Origin of the sequence: Streptomyces sp. KR55 (assembly GCF_052245645.1) — a bacterium.
Taxonomy (GTDB): domain Bacteria; phylum Actinomycetota; class Actinomycetes; order Streptomycetales; family Streptomycetaceae; genus Streptomyces; species Streptomyces flavusporus.
Window position 1 is genome coordinate 1 of record NZ_JBQQCE010000213.1, and the last position, 15,882, is coordinate 15,882.

Here is a 15,882-nt window from a genome sequence, read left to right on the forward strand (position 1 = left end):
TCTGTGGCAGGATCCTCCGGCCAGGCCCTAGGGCGCTCCGCCGGAACTCCGGCACGCGCTCAGCGCTGCGACTTCGTCTTGTGCCCCCGCCCCCACTGCAGCCCCCACCCGTACAGCCGGTCCAGCTCCGCCTGGAAGCCGTACACGAACTTCACCTCGCGGCGGACCCACACCTCGTTCTTGACGTTCTCGATCATCACGACGGCGCAGGAGCGGGCCTGGGGGTGGCGTTCGTCGAGGCCGATCTCGATGCGGGGGCCGTTGCTGGGGTAGAGGGTCACGATGGCGTGGGTGCGGTCGAACGCGGGGGTCTGGTCGTAGATGTAGACGAAGACCAGGAGGCGTTTGATCGCCTCGCGGTGGTCCAGGTTGACGTAGATCGTCTCACCCGACGCCGAGCCGAAGCGGTCGTCGCCGCTGAGCTTGACGTAGGGCGGGGCGTTGACATCGCCGAAGTAGCCACCGAGGGGCTGGACCACGCCCCTCGTGCCGTCCTGGAGCTCGTACAGACACCCCAGGTCGAGGTCGACGTTGACCATGCTCTGGCTGTGGCCCACGACCTCCGGCGGCTTGAGCGCCTTGAACGGGTGCCGCAGCAGACTTTCCCGCTGCGGCCCGCCTATGTCGGAGCTGCGCATCCGCCACGCCAGGTTGATCCGCAGATGCCCGGTCGCCGCCCCCTGTTTGGTGAGCGACACCTGGCTGTGCCGTTTGGTCAGTTCGATCGCGTTGGTGGCCGCGTTACCCGAGTCGAACTCGGCCGCGCGCCCGCGCCAGAGCCCGTCCAACAAGCCCATTTCCGCCCCCACATTCCCGCTTGCCCCACATGCGCCTGACAGACCGGCGGGGCGGCCGTCGAGGACATCCAGCCGTCCTCAATGACCGCCCCGCACAGAGCGTTCCTCACCCGGAGGGGTGTCACACCCCGGACGAGACCTCAGTCTTCTCGTCCGAGCCCGCTTTTCCCTCGGCCGCCGCCAGCGCGCGGTTGCGCCGCACCGAGGACCAGAAGGACCAGGCGATCAGGGCGACGCCGATCGAGCCGGTGATGACCTCGTGGATCTCGTACTGGATGGTGACGAGGAGGAGCACGGCGAGGGCGCCGATCGCGTAGTGCGCGCCGTGCTCCAGGTAGACGTAATCGTCGAGGGTGCCCTGGCGGACCAGGTACACGGTCAGCGACCGGACGTACATGGCGCCGACGCCGAGGCCGAGGGCCATCAGCACGATGTCGTTGGTGATGGCGAACGCGCCGATCACACCGTCGAAGGAGAAGGACGCGTCCAGGACCTCGAGGTAGAGGAACATGAAGAACGCGGCCTTGCCGGCCAGCAGGACTATGGGCTTGCCGGTGCGCTTGGCCTGTTCCTCTTCCTCGTGCTCGCGCTCCTCCTCTTCCTCGAGCTTGTCCTCGAAGTAGCCGGAGAGACCGCCGACGATCATGTACGTGATGAGGCCGGCGACACCGGAGAGGAGCACCGTCGCCGACTTGTCCGCGGGGCCGGCGTGCAGATGGGCGTGGGTCGCGAAGGTCATCGAGGTGATCAGCAGGACGATCAGCGCGATGCATACCGACAGCATGTCGACCTTGCCGAGCTTGGCCAGCGGCCGCTCCAGCCAGCCCAGCCACTTGATCTCCCGGTCCTCGAAGATGAAGTCCAGGAAGATCATCAGCAGGAACATGCCACCGAAGGCCGCGATCGCCGGGTGGGCGTCGGTGACGAGCTCCTGGTAACGGTCCTTGTCGGTCAGCGCGAGGTCGACGGCCTCGATCGGGCCGAGCTGTGCACTGACAGCGACGATGACGACGGGAAAGATCAGCCGCATACCGAAGACGGCGATCAGGATGCCGATGGTGAGGAAGATGCGCTGCCAGAAGGCGTTCATCTTCTTCAGGATTCCGGCGTTGACCACTGCGTTGTCGAAGGACAGCGAGATCTCGAGGATGGAGAGGATCGCCACGATGCCGAAGGCGGTCCACCCCCCGTACAAGACCGCCGCGACTAGGCCGAGCGCGGTGACCGCGAACGACCAGCCGAAGGTTTTCAGAACCACTGGCTACCCAATCCCTTGTGTACGGGTATACGGGTCTCCCCCGCGCCGTACCCGGCTTTACGAAACGTTGACCCCAAAGTCTAGAGCGATCCCCCGCAGCCCCGACGCGTACCCCTGCCCTACCGCACGGAACTTCCATTCTCCCTGGTAGCGGTAGACCTCGCCAAAGATCATGGCGGTCTCCGTGGAGGCGTCCTCACTGAGGTCGTAGCGGGCGAGCTCCTGGCCGTCGGCCTGGTTCACCACCCGGATGAAGGCGTTGCTGACCTGGCCGAAGGTCTGGCCGCGCTCGTCGGCCATGTGGATCGAGACCGGGAAGACGATCTTGTCGCACTGGGCGGGCACCTTGGAGAGGTCGATGAGGATCGACTCGTCGTCGCCGTCGCCCTCACCGGTGAGGTTGTCGCCGGTGTGCTCCACCGAGCCGTCCGGGCTCTTGAGCTGGTTGTAGAAGATGAACCACTCGTCGCCCAGCACCCGTCCGCTGCTGCACACCAGGGCGCTGGCGTCGAGGTCGAACGGGGCTCCGGTGGTGGAACGCGCGTCCCAGCCGAGCCCGACCATCACCTGTGTGAGGTTCGGCGCGGCCTTGGACAGGGAGACGTTGCCCCCCTTGGCGAGCGTGACGCCCATGATGCTGGTCCTCCCCTGGGTGCTGCTGCCTGATGTGGTTGTCCTGCGCGTCCGGCGCCGCACGCAAACGCGCGGCGCCGGACAGGACCTTGCGGTGGGGGCGTGGCTCAGACGTTCACGCCGAAGTCCTGCGCGATGCCGCGCAGGCCGGAGGCGTAACCCTGGCCGATGGCGCGGAACTTCCACTCCGCGCCGTGGCGGTACAACTCGCCGAAGACCATGGCGGTCTCGGTCGAGGCGTCCTCGCTGAGGTCGTACCGCGCGATCTCCGCACCGCCGGCCTGGTTCACGACGCGGATGAACGCGTTGCGGACCTGGCCGAAGGACTGCTGACGGTTCTCGGCGTCGTAGATCGAGACCGGGAAGGTGATCTTCTCGATCTCGGCCGGGACGGCGGCGAGGTTGACCTTGATCTGCTCGTCGTCGCCCTCGCCCTCACCGGTGAGGTTGTCGCCGGTGTGCTCCACCGAGCCGTCCGGGCTCTTCAGGTTGTTGAAGAAGATGAAGTGCTGGTCACTGCTGACCTTGCCCGAGTTGTTCAGCAGCAGCGCGCTCGCGTCGAGGTCGAAGTCCGTGCCGGTCGTGGTGCGCACGTCCCACCCCAGACCGACGATGACCGCGGTCAGGCCCGGGGCCTCCTTGGTCAGCGATACGTTGCCGCCCTTGCTGAGGCTGACTCCCACGAGTCCCTCCATTGGTGTCCGGGGGCGGGAAGCCCCGTCGTGCGTTGCTATCGGATCAAACGAGTCGATCCTAGTGACGGGTTCCCGGCCCTCGTAGGGCCTTGAACCGAAGAATCACAAGGTGTCGAGCGCCTTGACGTACTCGTTCAGGTCGCGGGCGTCCGGGAGCCCGTTGCGGACGGTCCAGCGGACGACGCCGTCCTTGTCGATGACGAAGGTGCCGCGTACCGCGCAGCCCTTGTCCTCGTCGAACACGCCGTACGCGCGCGAGGTGGCGCCGTGCGGCCAGAAGTCCGACAGCAGGGGGTACTCCAGGCCCTCCTGCTCGGCGAAGACACGCAGGGTGTGGATGGAGTCGTTGGAGACGGCGAGCACCTGGGTGTCGCGGTCCTCGAACTTGGGGAGGTTGTCCCGGACCTCGCACAGCTCGCCGGTGCACACGCCGGTGAAGGCGAAGGGGTAGAAGAGCAGGACCACATTCTTCTCACCGCGGAAGTCCGAGAGCTTCACGTCCCGGCCGTGGTTGTCCTTCAGCTCGAAGTCGGGCGCCTTGTCGCCGACCTGGATCGCCATCGTGCATCCCTTCGGTGGGGCTGTTCGGGTGGACCCACCCTACGCAGAGATCACCGAAGAAGCGCCGGACGGGCTGACCGACCAGCCCGTCCGGCGTTCGAGGACGAGGCCGTTCAGCCCGTCCTGACGTTCAACGAACGGTCACCGCTTGGACTTCGCGGCCTTGGGCGTCGCCAGACGGCTGCCGCTCCAGTCCTTGCCGACGCTGACGCTCTTGGACGCCGTCAGTCCCGCCGTGGTCGCGGCTTCCGAGATGTCGCTCGGCTCCACGTATCCCGTACGGCCGGTCTTCGGCGTGAGGAGCAGGATCGCGCCGCCTTCCTCGATGTACGTGGTGGCATCCACCAGCGCATCCGTCAGGTCGCCGTCGTCGTCACGGAACCACAGCACGACGGCGTCGGCCACGTCCTCGTAGTCCTCGTCCACCAGATCGCCCTCGATGGCTTCCTCGATGGCCTCGCGGAGCTCCTGGTCGACGTCGTCGTCGTAGCCGATCTCCTGGACCACCTGCCCGGGCTGGAACCCCAGCCTGGCGGCAGGGTTCGTCCGCTCCTCCGCGTGGTCCGCGGTCGCGCTCACGGGTTGCCTCCTGATCATGTCTTGATGAATATCTCAGCCACGCGCGTGCGCGAAGCATTGGCCGTAGTCCACACGGGCGGGGCGGATCGCGCAAGTACCCGGCGGCTCGGGCCGCCTAAACGGTGACGATCCCGGCCGTGTCGCCGCAACTCCAGGCATGGCGCTGCGATCGAGGGTGACACACACCACACCTATCTGCCCCCTTTGTGCGTTTGGGAACCGTCTGTGGGTACGAAATTCGCATGGCTTTGCGCCGAGAGCTGACGAACGTCTCGATTACCTCTCGGTAGAGATGACGTTTGCGGTCCCGAGGTACACGATGGGGATCGGTGCAGGCACACAGACGAAAACCGGCCTCAGACAGCCCCTCTGACAGGTAAGGAACAGCGTGGCTTCCGGATCCGATCGCAATCCGATCATCATTGGCGGCCTTCCGAGTCAGGTTCCTGACTTCGACCCCGAGGAGACCCAGGAGTGGCTCGACTCCCTCGACGCCGCCATCGACGAGCGCGGCCGTGAGCGGGCCCGCTATCTGATGCTGCGACTGATCGAGCGGGCCCGCGAGAAGCGCGTGGCCGTGCCCGAGATGCGCAGCACGGACTACGTCAACACCATCGCCACCAAGGACGAGCCGTTCTTCCCGGGCAACGAGGAGATCGAGCGCAAGATCCTCAACGCGACCCGCTGGAACGCGGCCGTCATGGTCTCCCGGGCCCAGCGGCCCGGCATCGGAGTCGGCGGCCACATCGCGACGTTCGCCTCCTCCGCCTCCCTCTACGACGTCGGCTTCAACCACTTCTTCCGCGGCAAGGACGAGGGCGACGGCGGCGACCAGGTCTTCTTCCAGGGGCACGCCTCCCCGGGCATCTACGCGCGCGCGTACCTGCTCGACCGCCTCAGCGAGCAGCACCTGGACGGGTTCCGGCAGGAGAAGTCCAAGGCGCCGTACGGGCTGTCCAGCTATCCGCACCCGCGCTCGATGCCGGGCTTCTGGGAGTTCCCGACGGTCTCCATGGGCCTCGGCCCGATCGGCGCGATCTACCAGGCGCGGATGAACCGCTATATGCACGCGCGCGGGATCGCGGACACCTCCAACTCGCACGTATGGGCCTTCCTCGGTGACGGCGAGATGGACGAGCCGGAATCACTCGGCCAGCTGTCCATCGCCGCCCGCGAGGGCCTGGACAACCTCACCTTCGTCGTCAACTGCAACCTGCAGCGCCTCGACGGCCCGGTGCGCGGCAACGGAAAGATCATCCAGGAGCTGGAGTCGGTCTTCCGCGGCGCCGGCTGGAACGTGATCAAGCTGATCTGGGACCGCACCTGGGACCCGCTGCTCGCGCAGGACCGCGACGGTGTGCTGGTCAACAAGATGAACACCACGCCGGACGGTCAGTTCCAGACGTACGCGACCGAGACCGGCGCCTACATCCGCGACCACTTCTTCGGCGACGACCACCGGCTGCGCGCGATGGTCGAGGGCATGACCGACCACCAGATCCTGATGCTGGGCCGCGGCGGCCACGACCACCGCAAGATCTACGCGGCGTTCTCGGCGGCCAAGGCGCACAAGGGGCAGCCGACGGTCATCCTGGCCAAGACGATCAAGGGCTGGACGCTGGGCCCGAACTTCGAGGGCCGCAACGCCACACACCAGATGAAGAAGCTGACGGTCGACGACCTCAAGCGCTTCCGGGACCGCCTCCACCTGCCGATCGCCGACAAGGACCTGGAGTCCGGCCTGCCGCCGTACTACCACCCGGGCCGGGACTCGGAGGAGATCCAGTACATGCACGACCGGCGCAAGGGGCTCGGCGGGTACGTCCCGACGCGGGTCGTGCGGTCGAAGCCGCTGGCGCTGCCGGACGACAAGACGTACGCGACCGTGAAGAAGGGCTCGGGCCAGCAGTCCATCGCGACGACCATGGCCTTTGTCCGGCTCCTCAAGGACCTCATGCGGGACAAGGAGATCGGCAAGCGGTTCGTGCTGATCGCGCCGGACGAGTACCGCACCTTCGGTATGGACTCCTTCTTCCCGAGCGCGAAGATCTACAACCCGCTGGGCCAGCAGTACGAGGCCGTGGACCGGGACCTGCTCCTCGCGTACAAGGAGTCGCCGACCGGGCAGATGCTGCACGACGGCATCTCCGAGGCCGGCTGCACGGCGTCGCTGATCGCGGCGGGTTCGGCGTACGCCACGCACGGCGAGCCGCTCATCCCGGTGTACGTCTTCTACTCGATGTTCGGTTTCCAGCGCACCGGCGACCAGTTCTGGCAGATGGCCGACCAGCTGGCGCGCGGTTTCGTCCTGGGCGCGACCGCCGGACGTACGACGCTGACCGGTGAGGGTCTCCAGCACGCGGACGGCCACTCCCAGCTGCTCGCCTCGACGAACCCGGGCTGTGTGGCGTACGACCCGGCGTACTCGTACGAGATCGCGCACATCGTCAAGGACGGTCTGCGCCGGATGTACGGCGGCGACGAGGAGCACCCGCACGGCGAGGACGTCTTCTACTACCTCACCGTCTACAACGAGCCGATCCAGCACCCGGCCGAACCGGAGAACGTGGACGTCGAGGGCATCCTCAAGGGCGTCCACCGGATCGGCGAGGGCACGTCGGGCTCGGTCCCGGCGCAGATCATGGCCTCGGGTGTCGCGGTGCCGTGGGCGGTCGAGGCGCAGCAGATCCTCGCCGAGGAGTGGAACGTGAAGGCCGACGTCTGGTCGGCGACCTCCTGGAACGAGCTGCGGCGCGAGGCCGTGGCCTGTGAGGAGCACAACCTGCTGCACCCCGAGGAGGAGCAGCGGGTGCCGTACGTGACGCGGAAACTGAGCAGTGCGGAGGGGCCGTTCGTGGCCGTGTCCGACTGGATGCGGTCGGTTCCGGACCAGATCGCGCGGTGGGTGCCGGGCACGTACCAGTCGCTGGGTGCGGACGGCTTCGGCTTCGCCGACACACGCGGTGCGGCACGGCGGTTCTTCCACATCGACGCGCAGTCGATCGTGGTGGCGGTGCTGGCCGAGCTGGCGAAGGAGGGGAAGGTCGACCGGTCGGTGCTGAAGCAGGCGATCGACCGGTACCAGCTCCTCGACGTCGCGGCGGCCGATCCGGGGGTCGCGGGCGGCGACGCGTAGGGCCTCGACGGGTCTGCTTCGAGGGCGGTGGGGTTGTGGTTTTCGGCTCCGCCGCCCTCGTGCGTTCACCGGCCGGGCGGGTTCTTTACGATGCGGACATGAAGGAGCAATCGGCGCAGGAGCGGTGGGAGCGGCGTACCCAGAGACCGCTGCTGGCGCTGGCCGTCGTGTTCGCCGTCGCCTATGCCGTGCCGATCGTGGACGGCTCGCCGAGCCGTTCGACGGCGGTCGCCTGTCTGGTGATCGAGTGGGTGGTGTGGGGGGCGTTCGCGGCGGACTACGTGGTGCGGTTGGTGCTGGCGCGCGATCGCCGGGCGTTCGTACGGCGGCACTGGCTGGACCTGTGTGCGGTGATCCTGCCGTTGCTTCGGCCGTTGCGGCTGCTGCGGCTGGTGTCCACGTTGCTGCTGGTGGGGCGGCGGGCGCGGATGGCCACGCAGATACGGCTGACGACGTATGTGGCCGGGACGGTGATCGGGCTGCTGATGTTCGGGTCGCTGGCCGTGCTGTCGGTGGAGCGGGACGCTCCAGGCGGGAACATCCGGACGCTGGGTGACGCGGTGTGGTGGTCGTTCACGACGATGACGACCGTGGGGTACGGGGATCATGCGCCGACCACCGGGGTGGGGCGGTTGCTCGCGGTGGGGCTGATGCTGTCCGGGATCGCGCTGCTGGGTGTGGTGACGGCGAACATCGCCGCGTGGTTCATCTCCCGGTTCGAGCGGGACGATGCGGAGGAGCGGCGGCAGACGGAGGCGATCGCGGCGTTGACGGAGGAGGTCCGGGCGTTGCGGGCGGAGGTTGCGGCGTTGTCGGCGACGGCGGTTTCGGAGCCGATGGAGGGGCAGCGGCGTTGACCGGTTGACCGGCGTCGCTCGGGGGGTGGCCTCACCGCCGGAGGCCCCTCCGTCTCCCTCAGGTCTGCCGGCGCGCCACCCCCCTCCAGCAGCGCGCCGTAGCCCCAGGCCGCCCTCCTCGTCGTACGAACTTGCCACGGGAACATGCCGTACGAAGGGCTTGAGCCACTTTGAACCCTCCCCCAACCGAAGCGGGGGATTCCTGGCTCACGCCGCTCGGCCGCTCAGCGAGCGACCGAGTCTTACGCGATCAGCGCCAGCCGGGTTGGCACCAGCCCGGCTGATCCACTGTGGCGTGCGCCGTGCACCGGGTCGGAGGAATCTTTAGCGTTGTCACCCTGATAGGGGAAACAGGGGCCAGAGCGACCCCTGTTGATCCCGCGTCAGATATGGGCCGCTCCCGCGCCCGCCTCCGCGTTCTCGCCGCGCTTGGTCAGGAAGGCGACCAGGACCGCCACCGCGGCAACTCCGGCGGCGACCAGGGACGCCAGGCTCATGCCGGAGATGAAGGTGTCGTGCGCGACGCCCGTGATCTTCGCGGCGATGGCGTCCGGTGTGCCCGGCGGGACCGGCGCGGCGCCCTGCTGGACGGCCTCGGCGGCCTGCGCCTCCTGGGCCGGGGTGAGTTCCGGAAGGCCCGCGTCCGCCCAGTTGCCGGGGAGGTCGCTGTCGACCTTGGAGGCCATGACGGCGCCCAGGACGGCCGTACCGAGGCTGCCGCCGATCTGCATCGCCGCCTGCTGGAGACCGCCGGCCACACCGGAGAGCTCCATCGGGGCGTTGCCGACGATGACCTCGGTGGCGCCGACCATGACCGGCGCGAGACCCAGGCCGAGCAGGGCGAACCAGAGCGACATGATGCCGCTGCCGGTGTCGGTCTCCAGGGTGGACATGCCGTACATGGCGATCGCGGTGAGCGCCATGCCGCCGGCCAGCGGGACGCGCGGGCCGACCTTGTTGATCATCGCGCCGGCGAGCGGCGAGCCGACGATCATCATGCCGGTGAGCGGCAGCAGGTGCAGACCGGCGTCGATGGGGCTCATGCCGTGCACGTTCTGGAGGTAGAACGTCACGAAGAACAGGCCGCCCATGAACGCGATGGCCATCAGGACCATCAGGACGACACCGGCGGACAGCGCGACCGAGCGGAACAGGCCCAGCGGGATCAGCGGCTCCCGCACCTTCTTCTCCCAGAGGGCGAAGAGGGCGAAGCCCAGCGCGGACACGCCGATGAAGGTCCACGTCTGTCCGTCGCCCCAGCCCCACTCGGGGGCCTTGATGAGCGCCCAGACCAGGCAGAACATCGCGCCGGAGAGCAGGCCGATGCCGAACAGGTCGAAGGAGCGCGGGGCGTTCTCCGCGCGGTGGTCGTTCAGGATGAGCAGGCCCAGGACGAGGGCGAGGATGCCGACCGGCACGTTGATGTAGAACACCGACTGCCAGCTGACGTGCTCGACCAGGACACCGCCGAGGATCGGGCCGCCGGCCGTGGAGGCACCGATGACCATGCCCCAGATGCCGATGGCCATGTTGAGCTTCTCGGCCGGGAAGGTGGCGCGCAGCAGACCGAGCGCGGCCGGCATCAGCAGAGCGCCGAACAGGCCCTGGAAGACACGGAAGGTGATGACCGCGGCGATGGAGTCGGACAGGCCGATGGCTCCCGAGGCGGCGGCGAAGCCGACCACGCCGATGAGGAAGGTCTGCCGGTGGCCGAAGCGGTCACCGAGCTTGCCCGCGGTGATCAGGGAGACCGCGAGGGCGAGGAAGTAGGCGTTGGTGATCCACTGGACCTCGGCCCAGCTGGCCTTGAGGTCGGTGGCGATGGCCGGGTTGGCGATGGCCACGATGGTGCCGTCGAGGGCCACCATCATCACGCCCACGGCGACGGTGATCAGGGTGAGCCAGGGATGGCCGCGCAGGCCCTTGGCCGGCGCCGGATCCGACGGGGCTGATGGCGCCTGGTCCCCCGGCCCCGTCTTGTCGATGGTGGTCTGACTAGTCATGTGTTCGAGATTAGTGTCACCCTCTGACAGTTGACAAACCAGTTCACAAGTCGGTAACTGTCGCGTCACTCCCATATAGCCTGAACTGGGAAAACAGTTCGAGGAAAGGCCTGGTGGACACGGTGAACAGTGCGGGCACGGCATCGGCGACCCGGCCGGGACTGCGCGAGCTGAAGAAGCGGCGGACCCGGGACGCACTGCTGCGCACCGCGGTCGAGATGTTCACCACGCGCGGGTACGACCACACGACCGTCGACGACATCGCCGCGGCCGTCGATGTCTCGCCCCGCACCTTCTTCCGCTACTTCTCCGGCAAGGAGGACGCCGCCCTCGCCCTGGAGGCGATGACGGTGGCGCACTTCCTCGACGCCGTGCGCGCCCGCCCCGCGCACGAACCGCCGATGGAGGCGATGCGCCGGGCCGTCATGGAGGGGTGGGACACGCTCAGCGCGGTCGTCGAGTCCGTCGCTCCGGTCGAGCAGTATCTGCGGATGTACCAGGTGATCGAGTCGACGCCCGTGCTGCTCGCCGCACATCTGCGCCACTTCGCGGAGACGGAGGAGCAGATGGCGCTGCTGATCGCGGAGCGCGAGGGCCTCGACGTGGACGCCGATCCACGACCGCGGGTGGCGGTGGCCGTCTTCAGCGGGGTGATGCGGGTGACGGAACGTCAGTGGAGCACGGGCCCGGACTTCAGCCTGGCGGCAATGCGCGAACTGGCGGCCACCTACCTGGATCAGGTGGGACCGGCACTGGCCGGCAACTGGCGTGCGCCTCAAGAAGCGTGACTTTACCCAAACGTGATCCGCGTCACTCGGTTCACGCGAGACCCTCTCGTTCTCCTAGTGTGTCCTCCCAGTGACTTCCTTCGACACCTCTCCCTCACTCAGCGTCTGGCGCGCACTGCTCGCCCTGGCCGTGGTGTTCGTGATGCTGGCGACCACCGGCTGGACCGCCCTGCGCAGCGGGCGGGCCCAGACGCCGTTGCAGGCCTCGCTCTCCGCCTGGGAGCACGGCCGTCTCGACGGACACCGGCTGCCGGACCCGGACGCCGCACCCGCCCGGCTGGCCCGCTTCTTCGCCTCGCTCACCGACCGGCAGCGCGCCCACCTCGCCCACCGCTATCCACTGGCGGTCGGCAACATGAACGGCGCCCCCGTCCGGCTGCGTTACCGCGCCAACCGCATCGCGCTCGACCAGGCCCGCAAGGTCGAACTCAAGCGCATGCACGACAACCGGCTCAGCCCCACCGGGCAGCAGGAGGCGGGCCGGCGTATGCACCGCTTCGCGTCGCTCATGAGGGCCGACCGGCACATCCTCGCCTTCGACCCGGCCGGCTCGGGCCGGATCGCCGAGGTCTTCGGCGATCTGACGAAGGCCCAGCGGGTCTCCGTCGTCGTCCCCGGCGTCGACACCGACCTGCTCACCTTCCAGCGCACCCACCGCAGATACTCGGCGCCGGTCGGCATGGCGAAGTCCCTGTACGCGGCCGAACGCACGGCGAGCCCCTCGACCCGCACGGCCGTGATCGCCTGGGCCGACTACACCGCGCCCAGCGGCATCGGCATGGACGCGGCCACCGCGATGCGCGCCGAGGACGGCGCGGTCCGGCTGACCAGGATGGTGCGCGCGCTGCCCGGCCGGGTGCCCGTTTCGCTGTTCTGCCACAGCTACGGCTCCGTGGTGTGCGGGGTCGCCGCGCACACGCTGCCGCGCCGGGTCGCCGACATAGCGGTGGCCGGCAGTCCTGGCATGCGTGCGGCGACGGCGTCGCACCTGCGCACCTCGGCGCAGGTGTGGGCGATGCGGGACACCGACGACTGGATCCAGGACGTGCCGTACATGGAGTTCGGCGGTCTCGGGCACGGCGCCGACCCGGTGTCCACCGCGTTCGGGGCGCGGGTGCTGTCGGCGCGCGGCGCCGAGGGGCACGCCGGCTACTTCGAACCGGGCACGCAGAGCCTCACCAACTTCGCCGAGATCGGGGTTGGCGCGTACCGCGCGGTGGACTGCGCCGACGATGCCGGCACGTGCCGGGCGGGTTTGTCCGGCACCACCGCGGTCGGACGCGCGTAGAGGCGCAAGAAACTGCGGTCTGCGCAGGGAGGGGACGAAAGAGCGCGTGCCGCATACGATGAGCCGCATGGGTGACGTACTGGCCGGATTTCATGCCGCCTGGGAGTTCGAGTCCGACTCCGTGCTCATCCGTTACGAACGGGGGATTCGAACACCCAAGCTGTTCCAGGCGCTCGGGGAGCGCCGTGTGCCGTTGGAGGCTCTGCAGGGGGTGACGCTCTCCCCCGGCCGGCGCGGGACCGTGGTGCTGCGCGCCGAGCCACGGGCGGGCGCCGATCCGCTGATCGAGGCGGCCGCGGGCCAACTGAAGGAAGGCAGCGATCCTTATCGTCTGGTGCTGCCTGCCGAACGGGAGACGCTCGCCGAGTACTACGCCGATGAACTACGGGGCCTGTTGACCGAGTCCGGTCCGGCCGAACGCCATCTCGTGGCGGCGCCGGAGCCGCCGTTGCAGTTCAAGGCGTACGACGCGAAGGCGTCTTTCGACGGTACGTCCGTGTCGTTCCGGTGGTTCTGGACGGGGGCGTCGTCGGCGAAGTGGAAGGCCGGCGACCAGAAGTTCGCGGTCGCCGACCTCAGCGGGGTCGAGTGGCGGTCATCCGAGGTCTTCGAGGGCCATCTGCGGCTGCTGCGGCGCGATGCGCACGATCAGCCTGCGCAGGCTGATCAGGATCCGGCGGCCGTGGTGTTCGGGCTGGGGTACGGGCCTGTGCATGAGTCACTGCCGTTCGCGGCGGCTGTATTGGCTGCGGTTCGCACCGCGGGTCCGGCGGCAGCGGTGGTTGCCGCTCCGCGGCGGGATCCCGCGGATATTGCGGAGCGGATTCGGCATCTTGGGGAGTTGCATCAGGCTGGGTTGGTGACGGATGAGGAGTTCTCCGTGAAGAAGGCGGAGTTGTTGGCTGAGCTTTAGCGTGTGCCGGGTTCGGTTTGGTGTTCGGTGCGGGTTGTGGGGGTTGCTCGCGCAGTTCCCCGCGCCCCTCAGGTATCTCTACTCCCGTCCGGCAGAAGTGAACGTCATGTCTGCGTAGCGGTTGCCTGCGACCTTTGCGGCGATGGGGTCCAGCAGGGTCATGTCCTCCTCGCTGAGCACTATGCGGGTGGCCGCCGTGTTCTCCTCGACCCGGGTCGGCTTGCGGGTGCCCGGGATGGGGATGACCGGGAGGTTGTGGACCGTTGACTGTTGCTGGGCCCAGGCCAGGGCGATCTGGCCGAGGGTGGCGCCGTGGGAGGCGGCGACCTTGCGGATCGGTTCCAGGAGGCTTGCGTTGGCCGTTGCGTTGTCGCCGGTGAAGCGGGGCATCTGGCGGCGGAAGTCGTCGGCGGTCAGGTCCTTCTCGGCGCTGGTGAAGGAGCCCGTGAGGAAACCCCGGCCCAGCGGCGAGTACGGCACGAGGGCCACGCCCAGTTCGCGGGCCGTCGGCACCACGCCCGCCTCGATGTCCCGGCTGAACAGCGACCACTCCGACTGCACGGCGGCAATCGGATGCACGGCCTGCGCGGCCCGCAGTTCCGCGCCGGTGACCTCGCTCAGCCCGAGGTGCTTGACCTTGCCCTCGCGGACCAGCTCGGCCATCACGCCGACGGTCTCCTCGATCGGCACGTTCACATCGCGGCGGTGCATGTAGTAGAGGTCGATCACGTCGACGCCCAGGCGCTCGAGGCTCGCCTCGACGGCCTGGCGGATGTACGGCGGGTCGTTGCGGATGATCCGCCGGGTCGGGTCGTCCGGCGGGATCGCCAGGGCGAACTTGGTCGCGATGACCACGTCGTCCCGGTGCGCCTTGAAGAACGGCGACAGGAACCGTTCGTTCTCTCCCTGGCCGTACGCGTCCGCCGTGTCGTAGAGCGTGACGCCCAGCTCCAGCGCCCGCTCCAGGGTGGCCCGGGACTCCTGCGCGTCGGAGGGGCCGTAGGCGAAGCTCATGCCCATGCAGCCGAGGCCCTGCACACCGACCTCGGGGCCGTCGTCGCCGAGTCGTACCGTCGGGATCCTGCTGTCGGTCATCGGGTCGTCTCCGCTTCGCGGACGCGGGTGGCGTCCGTATAGAAACTGATCTTCCGGTCGAGCACGGCCAGGGTGTCCTGGAGTTCGGCGATCCGGGCCTGTACGTCCCGGCGGGTCTCCTCCAGCAACGTGCACCGCTCGCCGTAGGTGCTGTCGCCCGCACGCACCAGCTCCGCGTACCGCACCATGTCGGCGACCGGCATGCCGGTCAGCCGCAGCTTGCCGACGAGGTCGAGCCAGTCCAGGTCGCGGTTGGTGTAGCGGCGCTGGCCGGTGTGGGAACGGTCGATGTGGGACATCAGGCCGATCCGCTCGTACCAGCGCAAGGTGTGGGCTGACAGGCCGGTGAAGGCGACGACCTCACTGATCGTGTACCGGTCCTGGCCGTCGGGGCGCGGATGCCGGCGGGGTGGGGCGGAGCAGATGTCCGTGCGGGTGAGGGCTTCTTCGATGCCTTCTTCGGTGCGTTCTTCGGTGGCTGCTGCCATGGTCTGCATCACCGTCATGCGCCCCACGCTATGACCTTGGAGTGCACTCCAGGCAAGCGCAGACGGTAAGAAATCGGCAGGACGCGCCTCGGGTCGGGTGGCTAGCGTTCGGGCCATGAGTCTTGTACGCCGTGCCGTGCCCGAAGATGCCCCGGAAGTGCTGCGACTGCGCCAGGTGATGATCGATTCGGTGTTCGCAGCGGACGGGTCCAGAGACTGGCATACGGAGTCCCTGCCGACGCTGCGCGCGCGGCTGGGCGAGCCGGACGGGGACTTCGCGGCGTTCGTGGTCGACCATCCGGAGCGGCCGGGGGCGCTGGCGGCGCTGGTGGCCGGGACGCTGGAGTACCGGATCGGGAAGGCCGGCAATCCGCACGGGAGGATCGGCTTCGTCTTCAGTGTCGCCACCGACCCGGATGCGCGGCGGCGGGGGTACGCGCGCGCGTGCATGGAGGAACTGCTCCAGTGGTTCCGGGAGCGCGGCGCCGGCCAGGTCGACCTCACCGCCTCCGCCGAGGCCGAGCCGCTCTACGCCTCACTGGGCTTCGCGCGGACGAAGGACCCCTTGATGCGGGTCAACTACCCGTCGCTATAGCAACGGGCTTGCACAACGGGCACCACTGGCTGTGGTGCTGCGTTTGCGTCCAGCCCCACCCCGCTGACGCGGTGGTGGGGCGGGGGCCGTTGACTGGGCCCCGCGTCGCCACAACTCCCACGCACGCGCGCGGATGTTGCGGGAGCCTCCCCCACTCTCGGCTTCGCTCGAGCGGGAGGTGCCCCCATCGGTCCGC

At 68.5% G+C, this 15,882-nt stretch carries 15 protein-coding genes; 6 read left to right on the top strand and 9 right to left on the bottom strand.

Annotation, left to right across the window (positions count from 1 at the left end):
* Positions 1-59: 59 nt before the first annotated feature.
* The 6 genes from ACTWQJ_RS27960 to ACTWQJ_RS27985 all read right to left on the bottom strand — a co-directional run bounded on the left by ACTWQJ_RS27960 (position 60) and on the right by ACTWQJ_RS27985 (position 4,523).
* Positions 60-797 carry a TerD family protein gene (locus ACTWQJ_RS27960; protein WP_224733522.1) on the bottom strand — a complete coding sequence of 246 codons (738 nt, stop codon included), beginning with the start codon at positions 795-797 and terminating at the stop codon, positions 60-62.
* Between the two features lie 121 nt (positions 798-918).
* Positions 919-2,055 carry a DUF475 domain-containing protein gene (locus ACTWQJ_RS27965; RefSeq protein WP_443309311.1) on the bottom strand — a complete coding sequence of 379 codons (1,137 nt, stop codon included), beginning with the start codon at positions 2,053-2,055 and terminating at the stop codon, positions 919-921.
* 57 nt (positions 2,056-2,112) lie between these two features.
* Positions 2,113-2,688 carry a TerD family protein gene (locus ACTWQJ_RS27970; protein WP_443309312.1) on the bottom strand — a complete coding sequence of 192 codons (576 nt, stop codon included), beginning with the start codon at positions 2,686-2,688 and terminating at the stop codon, positions 2,113-2,115.
* Between the two features lie 107 nt (positions 2,689-2,795).
* Entirely contained in the window at positions 2,796-3,371 is a 576-nt protein-coding gene (locus tag ACTWQJ_RS27975) for a calcium homeostasis/redox stress adaptation protein (RefSeq protein WP_129800861.1), read from the bottom strand.
* A gap of 114 nt (positions 3,372-3,485) precedes the next feature.
* Positions 3,486-3,944 (bottom strand): peroxiredoxin, encoded by a 459-nt coding sequence (locus ACTWQJ_RS27980; protein WP_224733500.1) that lies wholly within the window; start codon positions 3,942-3,944, stop codon positions 3,486-3,488.
* A 141-nt stretch (positions 3,945-4,085) separates the two neighbouring features.
* The gene (locus tag ACTWQJ_RS27985; RefSeq protein WP_165396382.1) at positions 4,086-4,523 is read right to left on the bottom strand and encodes a DUF3052 domain-containing protein; all 438 of its coding nucleotides are present in this window, start codon (positions 4,521-4,523) and stop codon (positions 4,086-4,088) included.
* A 388-nt stretch (positions 4,524-4,911) separates the two neighbouring features.
* Here ACTWQJ_RS27985 and aceE point away from each other — a divergent pair, with 388 nt between their 5' ends.
* Together aceE and ACTWQJ_RS27995 are read left to right on the top strand one after the other, a co-directional pair.
* A complete protein-coding gene (gene aceE, locus ACTWQJ_RS27990) occupies positions 4,912-7,659 on the top strand; it encodes a pyruvate dehydrogenase (acetyl-transferring), homodimeric type (protein ID WP_443309313.1) in 2,748 nt (915 codons plus the stop codon).
* 98 nt (positions 7,660-7,757) lie between these two features.
* On the top strand, positions 7,758-8,516 hold the full coding sequence (locus tag ACTWQJ_RS27995; protein WP_443309314.1) for a potassium channel family protein: 759 nt from the start codon (positions 7,758-7,760) through the stop codon (positions 8,514-8,516).
* Between the two features lie 383 nt (positions 8,517-8,899).
* Here the strand turns inward: ACTWQJ_RS27995 and ACTWQJ_RS28000 are convergent, their stop codons facing one another.
* The gene (locus ACTWQJ_RS28000) at positions 8,900-10,519 is read right to left on the bottom strand and encodes an MFS transporter (protein ID WP_443309315.1); all 1,620 of its coding nucleotides are present in this window, start codon (positions 10,517-10,519) and stop codon (positions 8,900-8,902) included.
* Between the two features lie 122 nt (positions 10,520-10,641).
* Between ACTWQJ_RS28000 and ACTWQJ_RS28005 the strand changes: the two genes are divergently transcribed.
* The 3 genes from ACTWQJ_RS28005 to ACTWQJ_RS28015 all read left to right on the top strand — a co-directional run bounded on the left by ACTWQJ_RS28005 (position 10,642) and on the right by ACTWQJ_RS28015 (position 13,508).
* Positions 10,642-11,307 (top strand): TetR family transcriptional regulator, encoded by a 666-nt coding sequence (locus ACTWQJ_RS28005; protein WP_443309321.1) that lies wholly within the window; start codon positions 10,642-10,644, stop codon positions 11,305-11,307.
* A 70-nt stretch (positions 11,308-11,377) separates the two neighbouring features.
* Positions 11,378-12,595, top strand: a complete 1,218-nt coding sequence (locus ACTWQJ_RS28010) for an alpha/beta hydrolase (protein WP_443309316.1) — start codon at positions 11,378-11,380, stop codon at positions 12,593-12,595.
* A 67-nt stretch (positions 12,596-12,662) separates the two neighbouring features.
* Positions 12,663-13,508 carry a DUF4429 domain-containing protein gene (locus tag ACTWQJ_RS28015; RefSeq protein ID WP_443309317.1) on the top strand — a complete coding sequence of 282 codons (846 nt, stop codon included), beginning with the start codon at positions 12,663-12,665 and terminating at the stop codon, positions 13,506-13,508.
* Positions 13,509-13,586: 78 nt separating this feature from the next.
* Here the strand turns inward: ACTWQJ_RS28015 and ACTWQJ_RS28020 are convergent, their stop codons facing one another.
* Both ACTWQJ_RS28020 and ACTWQJ_RS28025 read right to left on the bottom strand, forming a co-directional pair.
* Complete coding sequence (locus tag ACTWQJ_RS28020) at positions 13,587-14,603, bottom strand: aldo/keto reductase (protein ID WP_443309318.1); 1,017 nt, start codon at positions 14,601-14,603, stop codon at positions 13,587-13,589.
* Positions 14,600-15,109: a MerR family transcriptional regulator gene (locus ACTWQJ_RS28025; RefSeq protein ID WP_443309319.1), complete on the bottom strand. Its 510-nt coding sequence runs from the start codon at positions 15,107-15,109 to the stop codon at positions 14,600-14,602. The genes ACTWQJ_RS28020 and ACTWQJ_RS28025 overlap by 4 nt, the downstream gene beginning before the upstream one ends.
* Before the next feature lie 97 nt (positions 15,110-15,206).
* Between ACTWQJ_RS28025 and ACTWQJ_RS28030 the strand changes: the two genes are divergently transcribed.
* Positions 15,207-15,686: a GNAT family N-acetyltransferase gene (locus ACTWQJ_RS28030; protein WP_443309320.1), complete on the top strand. Its 480-nt coding sequence runs from the start codon at positions 15,207-15,209 to the stop codon at positions 15,684-15,686.
* Positions 15,687-15,882 lie beyond the last annotated feature (196 nt).

Bases quoted from the DNA above. Each gene is read 5' to 3' on its own strand.
- ACTWQJ_RS28020 (WP_443309318.1), bottom strand. From the start codon at position 14,603: ATGACCGACAGCAGGATCCCGACGGTACGACTCGGCGACGACGGCCCC.
- ACTWQJ_RS27970 (WP_443309312.1), bottom strand. From the start codon at position 2,688: ATGGGCGTCACGCTCGCCAAGGGGGGCAACGTCTCCCTGTCCAAGGCC.
- ACTWQJ_RS28000 (WP_443309315.1), bottom strand. From the start codon at position 10,519: ATGACTAGTCAGACCACCATCGACAAGACGGGGCCGGGGGACCAGGCG.
- ACTWQJ_RS28015 (WP_443309317.1), top strand. From the start codon at position 12,663: ATGGGTGACGTACTGGCCGGATTTCATGCCGCCTGGGAGTTCGAGTCC.
- ACTWQJ_RS27995 (WP_443309314.1), top strand. From the start codon at position 7,758: ATGAAGGAGCAATCGGCGCAGGAGCGGTGGGAGCGGCGTACCCAGAGA.
- ACTWQJ_RS27980 (WP_224733500.1), bottom strand. From the start codon at position 3,944: ATGGCGATCCAGGTCGGCGACAAGGCGCCCGACTTCGAGCTGAAGGAC.
- ACTWQJ_RS27960 (WP_224733522.1), bottom strand. From the start codon at position 797: ATGGGCTTGTTGGACGGGCTCTGGCGCGGGCGCGCGGCCGAGTTCGAC.
- ACTWQJ_RS28025 (WP_443309319.1), bottom strand. From the start codon at position 15,109: ATGACGGTGATGCAGACCATGGCAGCAGCCACCGAAGAACGCACCGAA.
- ACTWQJ_RS28030 (WP_443309320.1), top strand. From the start codon at position 15,207: ATGAGTCTTGTACGCCGTGCCGTGCCCGAAGATGCCCCGGAAGTGCTG.